This is a genomic window from Pseudomonas sp. 58 R 12, from assembly GCF_900005865.1.
Lineage (GTDB): Bacteria > Pseudomonadota > Gammaproteobacteria > Pseudomonadales > Pseudomonadaceae > Aquipseudomonas > Aquipseudomonas tritici.
On the sequence record NZ_CVTP01000015.1, the window covers coordinates 17907 to 36696 of the forward strand.

Genomic DNA, 18790 nt, shown 5'->3' on the forward strand with positions numbered 1-18790 from the left:
TCCGTCTTAACTTAGATACAGCCTGTCGCGTCAGCAAAAGCTACGACTGGCCTTTTCTGGGCCTTCACTGCCCCCCTCCGATCAAGACCCTCATTCACATGTCGAAGAAGTCACGCTCCAAACTCTGGTTTCTCGTGCATAGCTGGCTGGCGTTGCCCATCTGGTTCTTTGTACTGATCGTCTGCGTCACCGGCACCCTGGCGGTGGTCAGCCAGGAGATCGTCTGGCTGGCCAACCCGGACATCCGTGCGAGCAAGCCGTCCGACGAGGCCGAGCCACTGAGTTACAACCAGGTGATCGCCGCGATCAAGCGCGATGAACCTCAGGTATTCGTCCAGTCGATCAGCCGCCCTGATGAATCGCATTTCGCCCTCAGCGTCGACCTCAGCTACCCCGACGGGCGTTCCGTGGAGGTTTACGTCAACCCGTACACCGGAGCGATCCAGGGCATCAGCCCGTCCTTCAACTTCCAGCAATTCACACGGGCCCTGCACGGCTGGTGGCTGGTGCCGTTTACCAATGGCTACAGCTGGGGCTGGTATTTGGTGTCGGCGCTCGGCATCCCGCTGCTGGCGTCGCTGGTCACCGGACTGGTGGTGTACAAGAAGTTCTGGAAGGGTTTCCTGCGCCCGACCCTGCGTGTACGCCATGGCGCTCGGATCTTCTGGGGTGATTTCCACCGCTTGAGCGGTATCTGGTCAATCTGGTTTATCGCAGTGATTTCTATCACCGGCATCTGGTTCTTGATCCGGGCGATCCTGGGCGACAACCAGATTTCGATTTCCACCGAACCCGTCATCCCAGTGATTGCCCGGGAGAAAGTGCCGATGTCGGCACCCGGCGTGCCAGCGCCGATGATCCCGGTAGACGAGGCGATCAAGATCGCCACCCAGCGTATTCCTGGCCTGGAGCCGAGTTTCATCAGCCTGCCGCTCAATGCCTACAGCCACCTGCAGATTGGCGGGCGAGGCTGGTACCCACTGATGTTCCAGACCGCGCAAATCAACCCGTATGACGGCGAAGTCGCTGCGGCGCACTTGCTGTCCGACCGTTCAAAGCTGGAGTTCGTGACCGAATCCATGCGCCCGCTGCACACCGGCGACTTTGGCGGGCTGTGGATCAAACTGATCTGGGCATTCTTCGGCCTGGTCATGAGCATGATGGTGTTGAGCGGCCTGCTGATCTGGACCAAGCGCACCGCTTTGGCCACCCTCAATGCGCTCAAGCGCGAAGCCAAGACCCAGCGCAAGCCTGTTTCCATTCCGGCCAGGCAGGCTGAAACCTCGGAGGCTCGATCATGAGCAAGGTCGCTACCGCAAAGCCTTCGCCGCTGCGGGCCTTCTGGCTGAAATGGCGCTTCCACATCAATGTGCTGTTGTTGCTTGTGCCGCTGGGCTTCATGCCCAAGTACTTCGCCGATGCAGCGCTGTTTCGCGGCGACACTGGCATCGGCGAGCGTGTGGCCGGTGAAGTGCAGGTCGGGCCCTGGAGCCTGACCCTCGCCGAATTCCGTAATGAAGGACCGCGCCCAGACCCGGCCGGCCCGATGAAGTTTTTCAACGCTGCCCTGTGCGCCACCTGCGCCGACCAGGTGAAGGCCACCTACCTGCGTATCGGTAAGCCACGCAGCCTGCGGGCCGCTGGGGTGATCTTCTTCGGTACGCCGTACCGCATGGGCGCTGCCCTGCCGATCCCGGAACGCACACCAGCCGACGCCGAGCTGTGGGTCACCATGGAAGGCTGGGACGGCGCTATGCACCAAGGTTCCATCCCGTTGAGCCAGGCCTCGCCTGCCACCATTGCCTGGCTGAACAAGCAAGGAGTTAAACCATGACTTTGATGCGCCTGACCCGCGCCTGTGCCGTCCTGTTGGCTTGCGCCGGTTTCAGTACCGTCGCCCTGGCCCACAACCCAATGTGCGAGTGCAAGGAAATTCCCGGCGAACAGATCCAGTGCAAAGGCGGTTTCTCTGACGGTAGCGGCGCGCCCGGCGTGACCCTGGACGTGATCGGCTATGACGAAACCATCCTGGTGCCCGGCAAGCTTGGCGAAGACTCGACCCTGACCTTCAAGAAGCCGTCCGCCGAGTTCTATGTGCTGTTTGATGCAGGCCCGGGCCACGTGGTGGAAATCGACCAAGCGGATATCCAGCCGCAATGAGTACCACACAGGTTGTACGCCCCGCCGGGGCCGGTCACGAAACCCTCTACGTGCTGCTGTTGTGCCTGATCATCCTTGCGGTGGCCGGCACGGTGGTGGCCTTGCACGGTGAAACCCAGGAAGTCGCGGCCGTGCCCAGCCACCAGTTGGACGCCCGTCGCGACCTGAGCGCCGCCGAGCAAGGCATCTACGCCGACCTGCGGGTGACCCTGGATGAGATCCAGCTGTTGCAGCAGGAGCAAAGTGCACTGCCCACCCCGGCGCAACTGGCCGAAGAGGGCTTCGCGCCGTTTGCCCAGGACGCCAGCTCGGTCAGCCGTGGCGATCATCGCTGGCAGTTGCTGGAACCCTCGGCCTACCTGGGCTTGAGCCAAGTGCCCGGCACCAGCGGCTCGCTGCTCATGCGCGTGCACGGTGCCGAACCGGATATCTGGCTCAATCGCCAAGCCAACCTCGCCGCCCCTTCCGACCTCACTGACCAGGCGCTGATCGCAGCCGGCTGGCAGCAGGTGGTCGCGCAATTCGATGCCGGCGTCACCCGCCAGCACCGTCACTGAACGAGAAGACCGATTGCCCATGTCTATTTCATCTCCCCTGTTGCGTCTGTTGCTGGTTGGTCTGCTCAGCCTGATGCTCGCTCCCCTGGCCAATGCACTCTCCAACCCAGAGCCGGCTAAACGCCTGCGTATCGGCATCACGCTTCACCCTTATTACAGCTACGTGGCCAATATCGTCGGCGACAAGGCCGAGGTGGTGCCGCTGATTCCGGCCGGCTTCAACCCGCATGCCTACGAGCCCCGCGCCGAGGACATCAAGCGCATCGGCACCCTGGACGTGATCGTGCTCAACGGCGTCGGCCATGATGATTTCGCCGATCGCATGATCGCCACCAGCGAGCGCCCGGACATTCCGGTGATCGAAGCCAACGCCAATGTGCCGCTGCTGGCCGCCACCGGCAATGCCGCGCGCGGTGCGGGCAAGGTGGTCAACCCGCACACCTTCCTGTCGATCAGCGCATCGATTGCCCAGGTCAACAACATTGCCCGCGAACTGGGCAAGCTCGACCCGGACAACGCCAAGACCTACACCCAGAACGCCCGCGCCTACGGCAAGCGCCTGCGCCAGATGCGCGCCGATGCCCTGGCCAAGTTGACCAGCGCGCCCAACCCGGACCTGCGCGTGGCCACCGTGCACGCGGCCTACGACTACCTGCTGCGCGAATTCGGCCTGGAAGTCACCGCCGTGGTCGAACCGGCCCACGGCATTGAGCCAAGCCCCAGCCAGTTGAAGAAAACCATTGATGAACTACGCGCACTGGACGTGAAGGTAATCTTCTCGGAGATGGACTTCCCGTCCACCTACGTCGACACCATCCAGCGTGAGTCCGGGGTCAAGCTGTACCCGCTGTCGCACATTTCCTACGGCGAATACAGCGCTGAAAAGTACGAAGTGGAAATGACCGGCAACCTCAACACCGTGGTCCGCGCAATTCAGGAGTCCGGGTCATGACCGCGGCGCAGCAACTGAATGCGCTTAGCGTCGGCCCGACGCTGGCGTTCGACAAGGTGTCGCTGACCCTGGGTCGTACCGTGATCCTTGATGACGTGAGCTTCCAGGTACAACCGGGCAGCATCCACGCGCTGGTCGGCCCCAACGGCGGTGGCAAAAGCTCGCTGATCAAGACCTTGCTGGGGCAAACGCCGCATCAGGGGCGGTTGAGCCTGCACTGGCCGACCACTCCCGGCACCATCGGATATGTGCCCCAGGCCCTGGAGTTCGACCGCGGATTGCCGATGACCGTTGATGATTTCATGGCCGCCATGTGCCAGCGGCGCCCTGCGTTTCTTGGCCTGTCCAAACATTACGCCGGCGCGATAGGTGATGCGCTCGAGCGCGTTGGCATGCAGGACAAACGCAAGCGGCGCATGGGCGCCCTGTCCGGCGGTGAACGCCAGCGCGTGTTGTTGGCACAGGGATTGATCCCGGCGCCGCAACTGCTGGTGCTGGATGAACCGATGTCGGCGCTCGACGAAGCCGGAATCCAGGTGTTCGAACGCCTGCTGAGTGACTGGCGCCTGGCAGGGATCACCGTGCTATGGATCGAGCATGACCTGGAAGCCGTGGGCCGCCTGGCCGACCGCGTCACAGGCCTGAACCGCCGCGTGCTGTTCGACGTCACGCCGAAAGAGGCGCTGACCCCGGATCGCCTGCTGACCCTGTTCTCCACCCACCCTCGGAGCCCGGCGCAATGAGTTATGAAGCCTTTCGCTTGATGGTCCAGGGCTGGGCCTCTTCCGGTTATCTGCCGGAGGCGCTGGCCTATGGGTTTGTGGTCAACGCGCTGCTCGCCGGTCTGCTGATCGGCCCGGTGCTGGGTGGTTTGGGCACGCTGGTGGTGGTCAAGCGCTTTGCGTTTTTCTCCGAAGCGGTCGGCCATGCCGCGCTGACCGGCGTGGCCGTGGGTATTCTGCTGGGCGAACCCTACACCGGGCCCTATGGCAGCCTGTTCGGCTACTGCCTGCTGTTCGGCATCCTGCTCAACTACCTGCGCAACCGCACCGGCCTGGCGCCGGATACCTTGATCGGTGTGTTCCTGTCGGTGTCACTGGCATTGGGCGCGAGCCTGTTGCTGATCCTCGCCGGCAAGATCAACGTGCATATTCTGGAGAACGTGCTGTTTGGCTCGGTGCTGACGGTCAATGGCAATGACCTGCTGGTGCTGGCGATTGTCGGCTCGTTGGTGATGGCCCTGGCCTTGCCGCTGTACAACCGCATCATGCTGGCCAGCTTTAACCCGCAACTGGCGGCAGTGCGCGGGGTGGCGGTGAAGACCCTGGATTACTTGTTTGTGATTCTGGTGACACTGATCACCGTCGCGGCGGTCAAGGTCATCGGCGCGATCCTGGTAGGCGCGCTGTTGGTGATTCCGGCCGCAGCGGCGCGCCTGTTGAGCCAGTCGCTCAAGGGGTTCTTCTGGGTCTCGGTGGTGATTGCCACCGTCAGCACACTGTGCGGGATCCTGCTGCCGATCATCTTCGACCTGCCGATCCCATCCGGCGCCGCGATCATTCTGGTTGCCGGTATCGCCTTCGCCCTGGCCGCCATCGCGCGCGGTACAGTGCCCAGCCTCAAAGGGAATCTTGGATAATGCGCCCTGTCTTTCGTCCATTGGCCCTGGCCATCGCTTGTTTGATCAGCACTTCGGCACTGGCTGTCGATGGTGCAGAACCCAAGACCCTCAAAATCCATCCCGGCCTGGGTCACGCCGCACTGAGCAAGGCCAAGTCTGTAAAACCGGTGAAGGTCCTGGCCTCGCTGCCGATCACCTACGGCCTGGCCGAGGTGTTGCTCAAAGGCACCGATGTGCAGTTGGAGCGCGCCGCCCCGGCCAACCTGCCCGGTTCGCGGCAGGTGTCCTACTTCACCGGTCGTGGCGCGCCGGCATTGAGCGCGTTGGCGCTGGACGCCGACGCCACTATTGGCCTGCGCTCGCTGTGGGCCGACGACCCGCTGTACCCGGTGGCGCGACGCAGCAATATCCGCATCGTCGAAGTCGACGCCGCACGCCCGGTGGACGGCGGCTTGCCGGGCATCGCCGTGCAGCCGGGCGTCACCGATGGCTTGAACAGCCAGCCATGGCAGTCGAGTAACAATATGGGACGCATGGCCGATGTATTGGCCGCGGACCTGAGCCGCCTGAGCCCCGACGCCAAGCCGAAGATCGACGCCAACCTTGCCGCCCTCAAGCAGCGCCTGCTCAAACTGAGCGCCGCCAGCGAAGCGCGGCTGGCCAAGGCGGATAATCTCAGCGTGGTCAGCCTGAGCGACCACTTCGCGTATCTGGTCAGCAGTTTGAACCTGGAAGTGCTCAGCACCGATGCACGGCCTGACGCGGATTGGACGCCTGAGGCGTTGCAGAAACTCAGCGCAGAGTTGAAGGACAACGATGTGGCGGTGGTGCTGCATCATCGTCAGCCGAGTGAAGCGGTGAAGGCCGCTGTGACGGCGGGGGAAGCGAAATTGTTGGTACTGAATGTCGACGGTGCGGAGCCGGTGACGGAGTTGGAGACCAATGTGGATCAGGTGATCAAGGCACTCACGCCATAGGTGAGCGATCCATCATGTCGAGCTTGGTTCAAATGTGGGAGCTGGCTTGCCTGCGATGCAGGCGCCTCGGTACACCAGACAGGTCAAGTTGATGCTATCGCAGCTCCCACACTTAGATCGCTGTGCGTCAGTTGAATCAGTCCCCGCCTGAATGTCACACCACATCCACGCCGACATGGATGGCATCATGCCGCCAGAACTCCAGGTCGCAATCGATCAGCCTCTGGTGCTGGTCATAATTGACCCGGGCTATCCGCAAGCCCGGGCTGCCCACCGACACACGCAACGCAGCGGCAGCCTCTACCGGCAATGACGTCGGCACAATCTCGAAACGCACCCGCCCATAGTGCAAGTCGTACTTGCGCGCATACAGCTCGGTCATCGACTGGTTCAGGTCGCAGTCCAGAATGCCCGGAAAATACTGCGGGTTCAGGTAGTGCTCCACATACAACACCAAACGCCCATCAATCCGCCGGCCCCGGCAGATCTGGATCACGCGGGACAACGCCGGCAACTGCAACCACGCACACACCGCCGCCGACGCCGGTTGCAGCCGTGCAGAGATCACTTCAGTGGAAGCCACCCGCCCCTGGTCACCGACCATGGCGTGAAAGTGGCTGCGCTGCATCAGGTTGTAGGCCAGCCGTGGCGGCGAGACAAACCAGCCGCGACGTTCCTCGCGATAGATCTGCCCTTGGGCCTCCAGTTGTAACAAGGCTTCCCGCACGGTAATCCGAGTGGTACCAAACAACTCGCTGAGCTTGCGTTCGGCGGGCAGTTTGCTTGCAGGCGGCAGCAGGCCGTGGTCGATCTGCTCTTGCAGCGCCAGGCCGATGGATGTCACCGCCTTGATTGCCTCATCACGCATCAACGTTACCTATCTGGACTAGACCAGCACCGATCAGGTGCACAAACCGCTCCGTAATTGGGCTTGCGCTGCTGCGTGCCAGCCTAGGCATTACAGATGACCGACAGATGACAGTCCGCGTCGATCCCGCACAGCACACCCTGCAATACATCGGCCAAGTCCAACCGCAGCGGGCACTTGGGCATGGTCTACGCTAAGCCTGCGCGCTGCGACATCGGCGCTTTGAAAACGACATCGACATGAAACTGTCATCCATCGCGTCTAGATTGGCTCAGGTATTGCTCTGACCTAGACCAACAACACCGTAGAAAAAACCGCCGCGTTGAAAACGCCCAAAGGAGCTTCGGATGAAACAGCTTTTCCTGGCATCACTGTTAGGCTCGACCATTGCCATGTGCACCGCCGCCATGGCCGCTGATACCGATCTAAAAACTCTGGAAGCCGCCGCGAAAGCGGAAGGCGCCGTCAACAGCGTCGGCATGCCCGATGACTGGGCCAACTGGAAAGGCACCTGGGAAGACCTGGCCAAGACCTACGGCCTCAAGCACATCGACACCGACATGAGCTCGGCCCAGGAAATCGCCAAGTTCAAAGCCGAAAAAGACAACGCCAGTGCCGATATCGGCGACGTGGGCGCAGCCTTCGGCCCGATTGCGGTGAAGCAGGAAGTCACCCAGCCGTACAAACCGTCGACCTGGGCCCAGATTCCGGATTGGGCGAAAGATAAAGACGGTCACTGGGCATTGGCCTACACCGGCACCATCGCGTTTATCGTCAACAAAAAGCTGCTGCACGGTTCCGAGGTGCCTACCAGCTGGGCTGACCTGCAGACCGGCAAATACAAGGTCTCCGTCGGTGACGTGAGCACCGCGGCCCAAGCCTCCAACGCCGTACTCGCCGCCGCCATTGCCAACAAAGGCGACGAGAAGAACATCGCGCCAGGCCTGCAATTCTTCACCAAGATTGCCCAGCAAGGTCGTCTCGGCCTCTCTAACCCGACCATTGCCACCATGGAAAAAGGCGAAGTCGAAGTGGGTATCGTCTGGGACTTCAACGGCCTGAGCTATAAGGCCAAGATGGCCAACCCGGATGACTATGTAGTGCTGATCCCATCGGACGGTTCGGTTAAATCCGGCTACACCACCATCATCAACAAATACGCCAAGCACCCGAACGCCGCCAAGCTGACTCGCGAATACATCTTCAGCGATGCCGGCCAGCTCAACCTGGCGAAAGGCAACGCACGTCCGATCCGCGCTGAAACCGACCTGAAACTGCCGGCCGATATCGCCAAGAACCTGATCCCGGGCGAGCAGTACACCAAGGCCAACCCGCAGCCGATCAAGGATGCCGATGCCTGGGAGGCGACTTCCAAGAAGCTGCCTCAGTTGTGGAACGAGCAGGTCATCGTAGAGATGAAGTAATCAGGCTCCCGGCCTGAAATGCAGTCAGTGTGGGAGCTGGCTTGCCTGCGATAGCGGTCTGACATTCAACCTCTGTGTCGACTCATGCACCGCCATCGCAGGCAAGCCAGCTCCCACAATTTGACCCGGTTGTGTCAGAGAAATTGAGTCAAGCCTACTGTTGCGGAGCGCCAGCCCCCATGAAGCACAATGTCATCCTTGTGGTGCTCGACGGCCTGAACTTCGAGGTTGCCCGGCACGCCATGGGGCACTTGCAGGCCTATGTCGGCGCAGGACGCGCAGCCCTCTACAAGCTGGAATGTGAACTGCCCGCCCTGTCCCGCCCGCTGTATGAATGCATCCTCACCGGCGTGCCTCCGATCCAGAGCGGTATCGTCCACAACAACGTCTCGCGCCTGTCCAACCAGCGCAGCATTTTTCATTACGCCACCGACGCAGGCCTTACCACTGCGGCGGCGGCCTACCACTGGGTCAGCGAGTTATATAACCGCACGCCCTTTATCGCCGCCCGCGACCGTCATACCGACGACAAGGCGCTGGCGATACAACACGGGCATTTCTACTGGAATGACCACTACCCGGATTCCCACTTGTTCGCCGACGCCGAAAGCCTGCGCCTCAAACACACGCCGAATTTTTTGGTGGTTCATCCGATGAACATCGACGACGCCGGCCACAAGCACGGCCTCGACACCGCGCAATACCGCAACAGCGCACGCTCGGCCGACATCATCCTGGCTGATTACCTGCAAGCCTGGCTCGACGCTGGCTACCAGGTCCTGGTGACCGCCGACCACGGCATGAACAACGACCGCTCCCATAACGGCCTGTTGCCCGAAGAACGCGAAGTACCACTGTTTGTGCTCGGCGATGCGTTCAGCCTGGACACCACTGCCACGCCGAAACAAACAGACCTCTGCGGCACCGTCTGCGAACTGCTCGGCGTGCCCCACGACAAACCTGTATGCCGGGAGCTGTTGAAATGACCCGTGGCAAATGGCTGGCACTGCTGTGCCTGGTGCCTTTCGCACTGTTCTTTATCGTGTTCGAGATTGCCCCGCTCGTCTGGGTACTGATCAACAGCCTGCAGACTGAAGAAGCCGGCTGGGGCCTGGAAAACTTCGTACGCATCTTCAGCTCGAAGTTCTACCTGCAAGCCATTCAGTTCAGCCTGGAGATCAGCGTCTACTCCAGCATCTTCGGCATCATCATCGCCACGCTGGGCAGCTACTCGTTGCGCCGGGTGGATTCGCCGCTGCGCAATTTCGTCACCGCCTTCGCCAACATGACCAGCAACTTCGCCGGCGTGCCACTGGCGTTCGCGTTCATCATCCTGCTGGGCTTCAACGGCAGCATCACCATCATGCTCAAGCAGGCGGGGATCATTCAGGACTTCAACCTGTATTCCAAAACCGGGTTGATCATCCTCTATACCTACTTCCAGATTCCGCTCGGCGTGTTGCTGCTGTACCCGGCCTTCGACGCGCTGCGCGAAGACTGGCGTGAGTCGGCCGCCTTGCTCGGCGCGAATGGCTGGCAGTTCTGGCGGCATATCGGCCTGCCGGTGCTCACCCCTGCCCTGCTCGGTACGTTCGTGATTCTGCTGGCGAATGCCTTGGGCGCCTACGCCACGGTTTACGCATTGACTACCGGCAACTTCAACGTGCTGCCGATCCGCATCGCGGGTCTGGTGTCCGGCGATGTGTCCCTCGACCCGAACATGGCCAGCGCCCTGGCCGTGGTGCTGGTGGCGCTGATGACCGTGGTCACCGTGGTCCATCAACTGCTGCTCAAGAGGAGCTACCATGTCTCGCGCTGAAGCCGGCCCGGCCTCCCTCTACCATCGGGTAGTGGTGTGGTTGTTATTTGCGATCCTGGTGTTGCCGCTGGTGGGCACCTTTGTCTACTCCATTGCCAGCAGTTGGTCGGCAACCATTCTGCCCGCCGGTTTTACCGTGAAATGGTACGTGCAGCTGTGGAGCGACCCGCGCTTCTTGATGGCCTTCGGGCAATCGCTGCTGGTGTGCGTGGGGGCGCTGATCCTGTCGGTGGTGTTGATTCTGCCGCTGCTGTTCGTGGTGCATTACCACTTCCCCAAGCTGGATGCGCTGATGAACATCCTCATCCTGCTGCCCTTTGCGGTGCCGCCGGTGGTGTCGTCGGTGGGCTTGCTGCAACTTTATGGCTCCGGGCCACTGGCCATGGTCGGTACGCCGTGGATCCTGATCGGCTGCTACTTCACCGTAGCCCTGCCGTTCATGTACCGGGCGATCACCAACAACTTGCAAGCCATCAACCTGCGCGACCTGATGGACGCTTCACAATTACTCGGCGCCAGCACCTGGCAGGCCGCGATCTTTGTGGTGCTGCCGAATTTGCGCAAAGGCCTGATGGTCGCGCTGTTGCTGTCGTTTTCGTTCCTGTTCGGTGAGTTCGTGTTTGCCAACATCCTGGTGGGCACCCGCTACGAAACCCTGCAGGTGTACCTGAACAATATGCGCAACAGCAGCGGCCACTTCACCAGTGCCGTTGTGATTTCCTATTTCTTCTTTGTGCTGGTGCTGACCTGGGCCGCCAACATCTTGAACAAGGACAAAAGCCAATGAGCTTCGTCAGCGTCCAACACCTGCAAAAAAGCTACGCCGGCACCCCGGTGTTCAGTGATATCAACTGCGAGATCGCCAAGGGTGAGTTCGTCACCCTGCTCGGCCCGTCCGGTTGCGGCAAGTCCACCCTACTGCGCTGCATCGCCGGGCTGACCTCTGTGGACAGTGGGAAAATTCTGCTGGATGGGCAGGACATCGTCCCGCTGAGCCCGCAGAAACGAAACATCGGCATGGTGTTCCAGAGCTATGCGTTGTTCCCCAACATGACCGTGGAACAAAACGTCGCCTTCGGCCTGCGCATGCAAAAGGTCAACGCCGACGACAGCCACAAGCGCGTGCAGGAAGTGCTGCAACTGGTGGAACTCAAGGACCTCGCCGGCCGCTATCCGCACCAGATGTCCGGCGGCCAGTGCCAGCGCGTGGCGCTCGCGCGTTCCCTGGTTACCCGCCCGCGCCTGCTGCTGCTGGATGAGCCGCTGTCGGCGCTGGACGCACGGATTCGCAAGCACCTGCGCGAACAGATCCGCCAGATCCAGCGCGAGCTGGGGTTGACCACCATCTTCGTGACCCATGACCAGGAAGAAGCCCTGACCATGTCCGACCGCATCTTCCTGATGAACCAGGGCAAGATCGTGCAGAGCGGCGATGCCGAAACCCTCTACACAGCCCCCGTCGACGTGTTCGCCGCAGGTTTCATCGGCAACTACAACCTGCTGGACGCCGACAAGGCCGCGCAACTGCTGCAACGCCCTTTCAATAGCCGCATCGCGATTCGCCCGGAGGCCATCGAACTCAGCCGCACCGGCGAGCTGGATGCCCTGGTGCGCAGCCATAGCCTGCTGGGCAACGTGATTCGCTACCGCATCGAAGCACGAGGTGTGGAATTGGTGGTGGACGTACTCAACCGCTCGGCCGACGATCTGCACCCTGACGGGCAACGCCTGGCACTTACCATCGACCCAAGCGCCCTGTGTGAAGTAGCCTGATGCAACGTTTTATTGAGAGAGCATGACCGATGGCATTGGTAATTTTTGATCTGGACGACACGTTGATCCATGGCGACTGCGCCACCCTGTGGAGCGAACAGATGGGCCGCCTGGGCTGGGTCGACCCTGAGTCGTTCATGCGCAAGAACAATGAACTGATGGACGCCTACAGCCAGGGCAAGTTGTTGATGGAAGACTTCATGGACTTCAGCCTGGAGCCGATGATCGGCCGCACGCCGGAGGAAATCGAGCATCTGGTCGAGCCATGGGTCGAGGACGTGATCGAACCGTTGATCTACAGCGACGCCACCAAGACCATCGCCCGCCACCGTGCGAACGGCGACCGGATTCTGGTGATCTCCGCATCGGGCACGCATCTGGTCACGCCGATTGCGGCGCGGATCGGCATTGATCAAGTGCTGGGCATCAACCTTGAAGTCAGCCATGGCGTGTACAGCGGGCGGACGATGGGTGTGCTGACGTATCGCGAAGGCAAGATCACGCGGTTGATGGAGTGGCTTGAGCAGGAAGGCGAATCGCTGGAAGGCGCGTACTTCTATTCGGACTCGCGCAATGATTTGCCGTTGCTGCTGAAGGTGGATCATCCGCAGGTGGTGAATCCGGATCCGGTGTTGCGCGAGCATGCCGAAAGGGCTGGCTGGCCGATCCATCACTGGGTCTGAAACCGACTTCAATGCGATCAAATGTGGGAGCGGGCTTGCTCGCGAATGCGGTGTCTCTGTAAAGAATGTTTCATCTGACACACCGCATTCGCGAGCAAGCCCGCTCCCACAGTTTGAATTTGATTCCAATTCGAGATTGAAATCAGGCCAGGCTCTCGTCAATCACCACCACCAACTTCCCGGAAATCTGATTGGTCGCCAACTCGGCAAACGCCGCCTCGGCATCCCCGATCGGGAAGGTCTTGGCCAGTTGCGGGCTCAGCCGCCCTTCAACAAACAACGGCCAAACATGCTGGCTCAAATCACTGAGCAGGTCCGCCTTGAACTGATCACTGCGGCTTCGCAGGGTCGAGCCCAACAGTTGAATACGCTTGCCGAGCACCTGCGCCAAGTCCAACTGCGCGTCGCGCCCGCCCATCAAACCGATCAACACCCAGCGCCCATCCAGGGCCAGCAGCTTGAGGTCCAGCGCCGCATAGTTGCCGCCCACCGGGTCGAGAATCACATCGAACGGCCCGAAATCCCGTAGCCCTTCGATCCCGTCGGTCCGCACCACGCCGCCCTGGGCGCCGAGTTCCTCACAATAGGCCAGGCGCTCCGCCGAGCCGACACTGACCCAGCACGGGCTGCCAAATGCCTTGCACAACTGGATCGCCGCGGAACCCACGCCGCTGGCGCCTGCGTGCAACAGCACTTTTTCACCGGGTTTGAGGCTCGCCAGTTGGAACAGATTGAGCCACGCCGTGCTGTACACCTCAGGCAACGCGGCCGCTTCGATCAGCGACAGGCCTTCCGGTACCGGCAATACGTGGCGTGCATCCACCACCACTTCTTCGGCCATGCCGCCACCGGCGAGCAACGCGCAGACGCGGTCGCCGACTTGCCAGGATGAACCCGCCCCCACTTCGCTGATCACCCCGGAACACTCCAGGCCCAGCACGTGGCTGGCGCCCGGCGGGGATGGATAAAGCCCCGCACGCTGTAATAAATCGGCGCGATTGAGGCCCGCTGCCGCCACACGAATGCGAACTTGCCCTACATCGCAGGTAGGACTGGGTTCTTCCAACCACTCCACATGACCGTCAACGCCTTGCAATGCTTTCACAGTGCCTCCATAGTGAGTCTGGACTGAGCCCGTAGCTGTATCGCCGGGCTTTTTGCATTATGCGACCGGACCATATGGAACCGGCTCCCTCAAAGACGGCCTAATATGCGTTATCAATTGCCCCCGCGTCGAATCAGCATGAAGCATTTGTTCCCCAGCACCGCCCTCGCTCTTTTCATTGGTCTCGGCTTCGCGTCGATGTCGACCAATACGTTCGCAGCCAACAGCTGGGACAACCTTCAGCCGGATCGCGATGAGGTGATTGCCAGCCTTAACGTCGTCGAGTTGCTCAAGCGTCATCACTACAGCAAGCCGCCTCTGGACGACGCTCGCTCGGTGATCATCTATGACAGCTACCTCAAGCTGCTGGATCCGTCGCGCAGCTACTTCCTGGCCAGCGATATCGCTGAGTTCGACAAGTGGAAGACGCAGTTCGACGACCTCCTCAAGAGCGGCGACCTGCAGCCTGGCTTCACCATCTATAAGCGTTACCTGGACCGCGTCAAAGCGCGTCTGGACTTCGCCCTGGGTGAGTTGAACAAAGGCGTCGACAAGCTCGACTTCACCCAGAAGGAAACCCTTCTGGTGGACCGCAAGGACGCCCCTTGGCTGACCAGCACCGCTGCGCTTGACGACCTCTGGCGCAAACGCGTCAAGGACGAAGTGCTGCGTTTGAAGATCGCTGGCAAAGAACCCAAGGCGATTCAAGAGCTGTTGACCAAGCGCTACAAGAATCAATTGGCGCGTCTGGACCAGACCCGTGCCGAAGATATCTTCCAGGCCTACATCAACACCTTCGCGATGTCCTACGACCCGCACACCAATTATCTGTCGCCAGATAACGCGGAAAATTTCGATATCAACATGAGTCTGTCGCTGGAAGGCATCGGTGCCGTCCTGCAAAGCGACAATGACCAGGTGAAGATCGTGCGTCTGGTGCCGGCAGGTCCGGCAGACAAGACCAAGCAGGTCGCTCCGGCTGACAAGATCATCGGTGTAGCCCAGGCCGACAAAGAGATGGTCGATGTGGTCGGCTGGCGCCTCGACGAAGTGGTCAAGCTGATCCGTGGGCCAAAAGGCAGCGTGGTGCGCCTGGAAGTGATTCCGCACACCAATGCGCCGAACGACCAGACCAGCAAGATCGTGTCGATCACCCGTGAAGCGGTGAAGCTCGAAGACCAGGCCGTGCAGAAGAAAGTCCTCAACCTCAAGCAGGATGGCAAGGACTACAAGCTGGGCGTAATTGAAATCCCGGCCTTCTACCTGGACTTCAAGGCCTTCCGTGCTGGCGATCCGGACTACAAGTCCACCACCCGCGACGTTAAGAAAATCCTGACAGAGCTGCAGAAGGAAAAAGTCGACGGCGTGGTCATCGACCTGCGCAACAACGGCGGCGGCTCCCTGCAGGAAGCCACCGAGCTGACCAGCCTGTTTATCGACAAGGGCCCGACCGTGTTGGTACGCAACGCTGACGGCCGCGTCGACGTGCTCGAAGACGAGAACCCAGGCGCGTTCTACAAAGGCCCGATGGCGCTGCTGGTCAACCGCCTCTCGGCGTCGGCCTCGGAGATTTTCGCCGGCGCCATGCAGGACTACCACCGCGCCTTGATCATCGGCGGCCAGACCTTCGGCAAAGGCACCGTGCAGACCATCCAGCCGCTGAACCATGGCGAACTGAAGCTGACGCTGGCCAAGTTCTACCGGGTTTCCGGGCAGAGCACCCAGCACCAGGGCGTACTGCCGGACATCGATTTCCCGTCGATCATCGACACCAAGGAAATCGGCGAAAGCGCCCTGCCGGAAGCCATGCCGTGGGACACCATCCGCCCTGCGATCAAGCCGGCGTCGGATCCGTTCAAGCCATTCCTGACGCAGTTGAAGGCTGATCACGACACCCGCTCCGCCAAGGATGCCGAGTTCGTGTTTATCCGCGACAAGCTGGCCCTGGCCAAGAAGCTGATGGAAGAAAAAACCGTCAGCCTGAACGAAGTGGACCGTCGCGCGCAGCACTCCGACATCGAGAACAAGCAGCTTGTACTGGAAAATATCCGCCGCAAGGCCAAGGGTGAAGATCCACTCAAGGAGCTGAAGAAAGAAGACGAAGATGCGCTCCCGACCGAAGCTGATAAAACCAAGCCGGAAGATGACGCCTACCTGGCCGAGACTGGCAGGATCCTGCTGGACTACCTGAAGATCACCAAGCAGGTGGCCAAGCAGTAAACGATGGCAATTTAATGTGATCGCTCCTCGGAGTGTCATCATATAGACATCATTCTGTCGTGAAATGAAGGACCGCAGGTTTCCAGCCTGCGGTCCTTTTTTTTCGATTGAGATCGCCATGACCATGACCGAACAGCTGAATGCACTGGGCTCTATCCTGGCTCAAGGCAGTGTGCACAGCCTGTTCCAACCGATCATCAGCCTGTCCGAACGGCGCATCCTCGGCTACGAAGCCCTCAGTCGCGGCCCGTCCAACAGCCCGCTGCACTCCCCCGTCGCCCTCTTCTCGATCGCCAGCCAGGCCGGGCGCCTCAGCGAACTGGAGATCGCCTGCCGCGAAAGTGCGTGCCGGCGCTTCAGCGAGCAGAAGTTACCGGGCAAGCTGTTCCTCAACGTCTCGCCACAATCGCTGATGGAAACCGCGCACCAACCGGGACGCACCTTGCAACTGCTGCATGACTTCGGCATCCCACCGAGCCAAGTGGTGATCGAACTCACAGAGCAAACCCCCACCAACGATATCGACCTGTTGCAAACCGCCTTGCACCACTACCGCAACATGGGTTTCTCGATTGCCCTGGATGACTTGGGCGCTGGGTATTCCAGCCTGCGGCTGTGGTCGGAGTTGCGCCCGGATTACGTGAAGATCGACCGGCACTTCATCGACGGCATTCATCAGGATGCGCTCAAGCGTGAGTTTGTCGGTTCCATCCTGCAAATCGCCAGGGCTTCGCGCGCCCAGGTGATCGCCGAAGGCATCGAGCTGCCCGAGGAGCTGGCGGTGTTGACGGAGATGGGCGTCGACTTGGTCCAAGGCTACCTGCTCTGCCGCCCGCAGGAACAACCGCCGCAGGAAGCGCGGCTGATGCTACCCAAGCCCGACAGTGCCAACGTGGCACTGAACGATGAAGCCAGTGACCTCAGCGCCTTGCTCAGTGAACAGCCCGCGGTAGACCAAGACACCGCCACCGCCCAAGTGCTCGAAGCGTTTCGCCGTCAGGCCAACCTCAATTCCCTGGCCGTACTGGATGGGCGCGGGCACCCGATCGGCATCGTCCACCGGCATTCGCTGTCGGATGCGTTGCTCAAGCCGTTCGCCACCGACCTGTTTGCGCGCAAGCCCATCAGCCGCTTGATGAGTACCGACTTTCTGGCGGTGGAGCTGAGCCAGTCCCTGCAACAGGTCAGTCGCTTGCTCACCAGCCGCGCACGGCAACGCATCGAAGAAGATTTCATTATTACGCTCAATGGCGACTACCTGGGCTTGGGCCGAGTGATCGATGTACTCAAGCTGATCACCGAGCTGAAAATCCAGCAAGCGCGCTACGCCAACCCACTCACCCTATTACCGGGCAACGTGCCGATCCAGCAATGCCTCACGCGGTTGCTGCAACAACAGCGCGAGTCGGTGATCTGCTACGTGGATATCGACAGCTTCAAGCCGTTCAACGATATCTACGGCTACGGGCGCGGGGATGAGGTGTTGTTGTGCCTGGCGCAGTGCTTGAACGACCGCGTAGACCCTAGCCGCGACTTTGTCGGGCACATCGGTGGCGATGACTTTTTGTTGGTGCTGGGCCCGCAGGACTGGCGCAAGCGGCTTAATCAACTGCTGGATGACTTCCACACCCAATGCCGGCGCTTCTACCGCGCCGAACACCTCGACGCCGGCTGTTTCGTGGCACTGAACCGCCAGGGCGTGCGTCAGGAATTTGCGCTGCTGTCGCTGTCCATCGGTGTCGTGCATTTATATCCACAGGCCTGTGGACAACTCGATGCCAGTCAGTTGGCGGAGCTGGCGTCGCAAGCCAAGCATCACGCCAAGAATGTCGCCGGCTACAGCATCCATGTGATCGACAGCATGGACACCTTGTCCCCCGCGCTCTAGGCCTCGGCAGACTCCGGGTACTCGTATTCGAATACCCGCACCACTTCCGAGGCGTGCCAGGAAGCCGCAGCCACACCGTCGGATGGGCCGCTGAATCGCCCCAGGCGCTCCACACATTCAAAGAAACCTGTACGCGGCAGGCGGCTGGCGCCCTGGCTGATCACCAATGAGCTGCGCAACGGCTGCTCGGCCTTGGCGTCCAGCGCGGCCAGGTGTTCCAGGGCAGCGGCCAGGGTTTGCATGGCCGGCGTGGGGAACTGTAAACGCTCCAGCAACGCGCGGTAAGTCAGCAGATGGCGCTGGCGGCGCGCCTGGTCCAGTTCATTGAGTAACCCATCCCAGTGTTGACGACTGATACGTAGGCTCACGATTCATCCCTCCAACCTGCAACGCCCAATTCCCAGGCCAGGCTGCGACGGATCGCGGCATCCGGCTGGCGCTCACCACTTTCGATCAATCCAAGATACGAGGGGCTGATACCCACGGTGCGGGCCAGGGTCTCGATCGCCAGGCCCTTGGCTTCGCGCAGGCCACGCAGGTCTGCGAGCAGGCGCAGATCCTGCTCGGGAGCAGCTTGGGCAGTAGAAGAAGGAGGTGGCGAAGGTTGTTGCTGACCGGCAGCTTTTAGCAGCGCCTGGTACTGATCCCATGGCAACACCGCGTATTCGGGTTCGCCATTCCGTGAAATTATCTGAATATCCATGACTGCCCCGTAGGATAACAACACTTACTGAGTAAGCACT

The 18790-nt window shown here is 60.8% G+C and carries 20 protein-coding genes; 16 read left to right on the forward strand and 4 right to left on the reverse strand.

The window, feature by feature from the left end; all coding sequences use genetic code 11:
- Nucleotides 1-98: 98 nt before the first annotated feature.
- From BFP95_RS08450 to BFP95_RS08485, 8 genes are read left to right on the forward strand one after another with little or no spacing between them, the layout of a single operon-like run.
- Complete coding sequence (locus tag BFP95_RS08450; protein ID WP_065872602.1) at nucleotides 99-1301, forward strand: PepSY-associated TM helix domain-containing protein; 1203 nt, start codon at nucleotides 99-101, stop codon at nucleotides 1299-1301.
- Nucleotides 1298-1834, forward strand: coding sequence for a thiamine pyrophosphate-binding protein (locus tag BFP95_RS08455; protein WP_065872603.1), 537 nt, complete (start codon nucleotides 1298-1300; stop codon nucleotides 1832-1834). The genes BFP95_RS08450 and BFP95_RS08455 overlap by 4 nt, the downstream gene beginning before the upstream one ends.
- Nucleotides 1831-2160 carry a hypothetical protein gene (locus tag BFP95_RS08460; protein WP_065872604.1) on the forward strand — a complete coding sequence of 110 codons (330 nt, stop codon included), beginning with the start codon at nucleotides 1831-1833 and terminating at the stop codon, nucleotides 2158-2160. Before BFP95_RS08455 ends, BFP95_RS08460 begins: the two co-directional genes overlap by 4 nt.
- Entirely contained in the window at nucleotides 2157-2717 is a 561-nt protein-coding gene (locus BFP95_RS08465; protein ID WP_049709154.1) for a DUF6162 family protein, read from the forward strand. Before BFP95_RS08460 ends, BFP95_RS08465 begins: the two co-directional genes overlap by 4 nt.
- A gap of 19 nt (nucleotides 2718-2736) precedes the next feature.
- Nucleotides 2737-3669 (forward strand): metal ABC transporter substrate-binding protein, encoded by a 933-nt coding sequence (locus BFP95_RS08470; protein ID WP_065909842.1) that lies wholly within the window; start codon nucleotides 2737-2739, stop codon nucleotides 3667-3669.
- Entirely contained in the window at nucleotides 3666-4412 is a 747-nt protein-coding gene (locus BFP95_RS08475) for a metal ABC transporter ATP-binding protein (RefSeq protein WP_065909844.1), read from the forward strand. The genes BFP95_RS08470 and BFP95_RS08475 overlap by 4 nt, the downstream gene beginning before the upstream one ends.
- The gene (locus BFP95_RS08480; RefSeq protein ID WP_049709157.1) at nucleotides 4409-5308 is read left to right on the forward strand and encodes a metal ABC transporter permease; all 900 of its coding nucleotides are present in this window, start codon (nucleotides 4409-4411) and stop codon (nucleotides 5306-5308) included. The genes BFP95_RS08475 and BFP95_RS08480 overlap by 4 nt, the downstream gene beginning before the upstream one ends.
- Nucleotides 5308-6267 carry a metal ABC transporter substrate-binding protein gene (locus BFP95_RS08485; RefSeq protein WP_065872608.1) on the forward strand — a complete coding sequence of 320 codons (960 nt, stop codon included), beginning with the start codon at nucleotides 5308-5310 and terminating at the stop codon, nucleotides 6265-6267. Before BFP95_RS08480 ends, BFP95_RS08485 begins: the two co-directional genes overlap by 1 nt.
- A gap of 154 nt (nucleotides 6268-6421) precedes the next feature.
- On the opposite strand, the gene BFP95_RS08490 is transcribed toward BFP95_RS08485, so the two are convergent.
- On the reverse strand, nucleotides 6422-7135 hold the full coding sequence (locus BFP95_RS08490; RefSeq protein ID WP_065872609.1) for a UTRA domain-containing protein: 714 nt from the start codon (nucleotides 7133-7135) through the stop codon (nucleotides 6422-6424).
- A gap of 347 nt (nucleotides 7136-7482) precedes the next feature.
- Between BFP95_RS08490 and BFP95_RS08495 the strand changes: the two genes are divergently transcribed.
- From BFP95_RS08495 to BFP95_RS08520, 6 genes are all read left to right on the forward strand, one after another.
- Nucleotides 7483-8559, forward strand: a complete 1077-nt coding sequence (locus tag BFP95_RS08495) for an ABC transporter substrate-binding protein (RefSeq protein ID WP_049709160.1) — start codon at nucleotides 7483-7485, stop codon at nucleotides 8557-8559.
- 179 nt (nucleotides 8560-8738) lie between these two features.
- On the forward strand, nucleotides 8739-9545 hold the full coding sequence (locus BFP95_RS08500; RefSeq protein WP_065872610.1) for an alkaline phosphatase family protein: 807 nt from the start codon (nucleotides 8739-8741) through the stop codon (nucleotides 9543-9545).
- Nucleotides 9542-10378 (forward strand): ABC transporter permease, encoded by an 837-nt coding sequence (locus BFP95_RS08505; protein ID WP_065872611.1) that lies wholly within the window; start codon nucleotides 9542-9544, stop codon nucleotides 10376-10378. Before BFP95_RS08500 ends, BFP95_RS08505 begins: the two co-directional genes overlap by 4 nt.
- On the forward strand, nucleotides 10365-11165 hold the full coding sequence (locus tag BFP95_RS08510; protein ID WP_049709163.1) for an ABC transporter permease: 801 nt from the start codon (nucleotides 10365-10367) through the stop codon (nucleotides 11163-11165). The genes BFP95_RS08505 and BFP95_RS08510 overlap by 14 nt, the downstream gene beginning before the upstream one ends.
- The gene (locus BFP95_RS08515; protein WP_065872613.1) at nucleotides 11162-12151 is read left to right on the forward strand and encodes an ABC transporter ATP-binding protein; all 990 of its coding nucleotides are present in this window, start codon (nucleotides 11162-11164) and stop codon (nucleotides 12149-12151) included. The genes BFP95_RS08510 and BFP95_RS08515 overlap by 4 nt, the downstream gene beginning before the upstream one ends.
- A gap of 29 nt (nucleotides 12152-12180) precedes the next feature.
- Entirely contained in the window at nucleotides 12181-12834 is a 654-nt protein-coding gene (locus BFP95_RS08520; RefSeq protein WP_065872614.1) for an HAD family hydrolase, read from the forward strand.
- 142 nt (nucleotides 12835-12976) lie between these two features.
- On the opposite strand, the gene BFP95_RS08525 is transcribed toward BFP95_RS08520, so the two are convergent.
- Nucleotides 12977-13939: a zinc-binding dehydrogenase gene (locus BFP95_RS08525; protein WP_065909848.1), complete on the reverse strand. Its 963-nt coding sequence runs from the start codon at nucleotides 13937-13939 to the stop codon at nucleotides 12977-12979.
- A 138-nt stretch (nucleotides 13940-14077) separates the two neighbouring features.
- Here BFP95_RS08525 and BFP95_RS08530 point away from each other — a divergent pair, with 138 nt between their 5' ends.
- Entirely contained in the window at nucleotides 14078-16159 is a 2082-nt protein-coding gene (locus BFP95_RS08530; RefSeq protein WP_175403007.1) for a carboxy terminal-processing peptidase, read from the forward strand.
- Nucleotides 16160-16277: 118 nt separating this feature from the next.
- Nucleotides 16278-18047, forward strand: coding sequence for a bifunctional diguanylate cyclase/phosphodiesterase (locus tag BFP95_RS08535; RefSeq protein WP_065872617.1), 1770 nt, complete (start codon nucleotides 16278-16280; stop codon nucleotides 18045-18047).
- Here the strand turns inward: BFP95_RS08535 and BFP95_RS08540 are convergent.
- Nucleotides 18044-18415, reverse strand: a complete 372-nt coding sequence (locus BFP95_RS08540; RefSeq protein WP_005786715.1) for a hypothetical protein — start codon at nucleotides 18413-18415, stop codon at nucleotides 18044-18046. The genes BFP95_RS08535 and BFP95_RS08540 overlap by 4 nt on opposite strands.
- Nucleotides 18412-18750, reverse strand: coding sequence for a helix-turn-helix domain-containing protein (locus BFP95_RS08545; RefSeq protein WP_065872618.1), 339 nt, complete (start codon nucleotides 18748-18750; stop codon nucleotides 18412-18414). Before BFP95_RS08545 ends, BFP95_RS08540 begins: the two co-directional genes overlap by 4 nt.
- Between the last annotated feature and the right edge of the window lie 40 nt (nucleotides 18751-18790).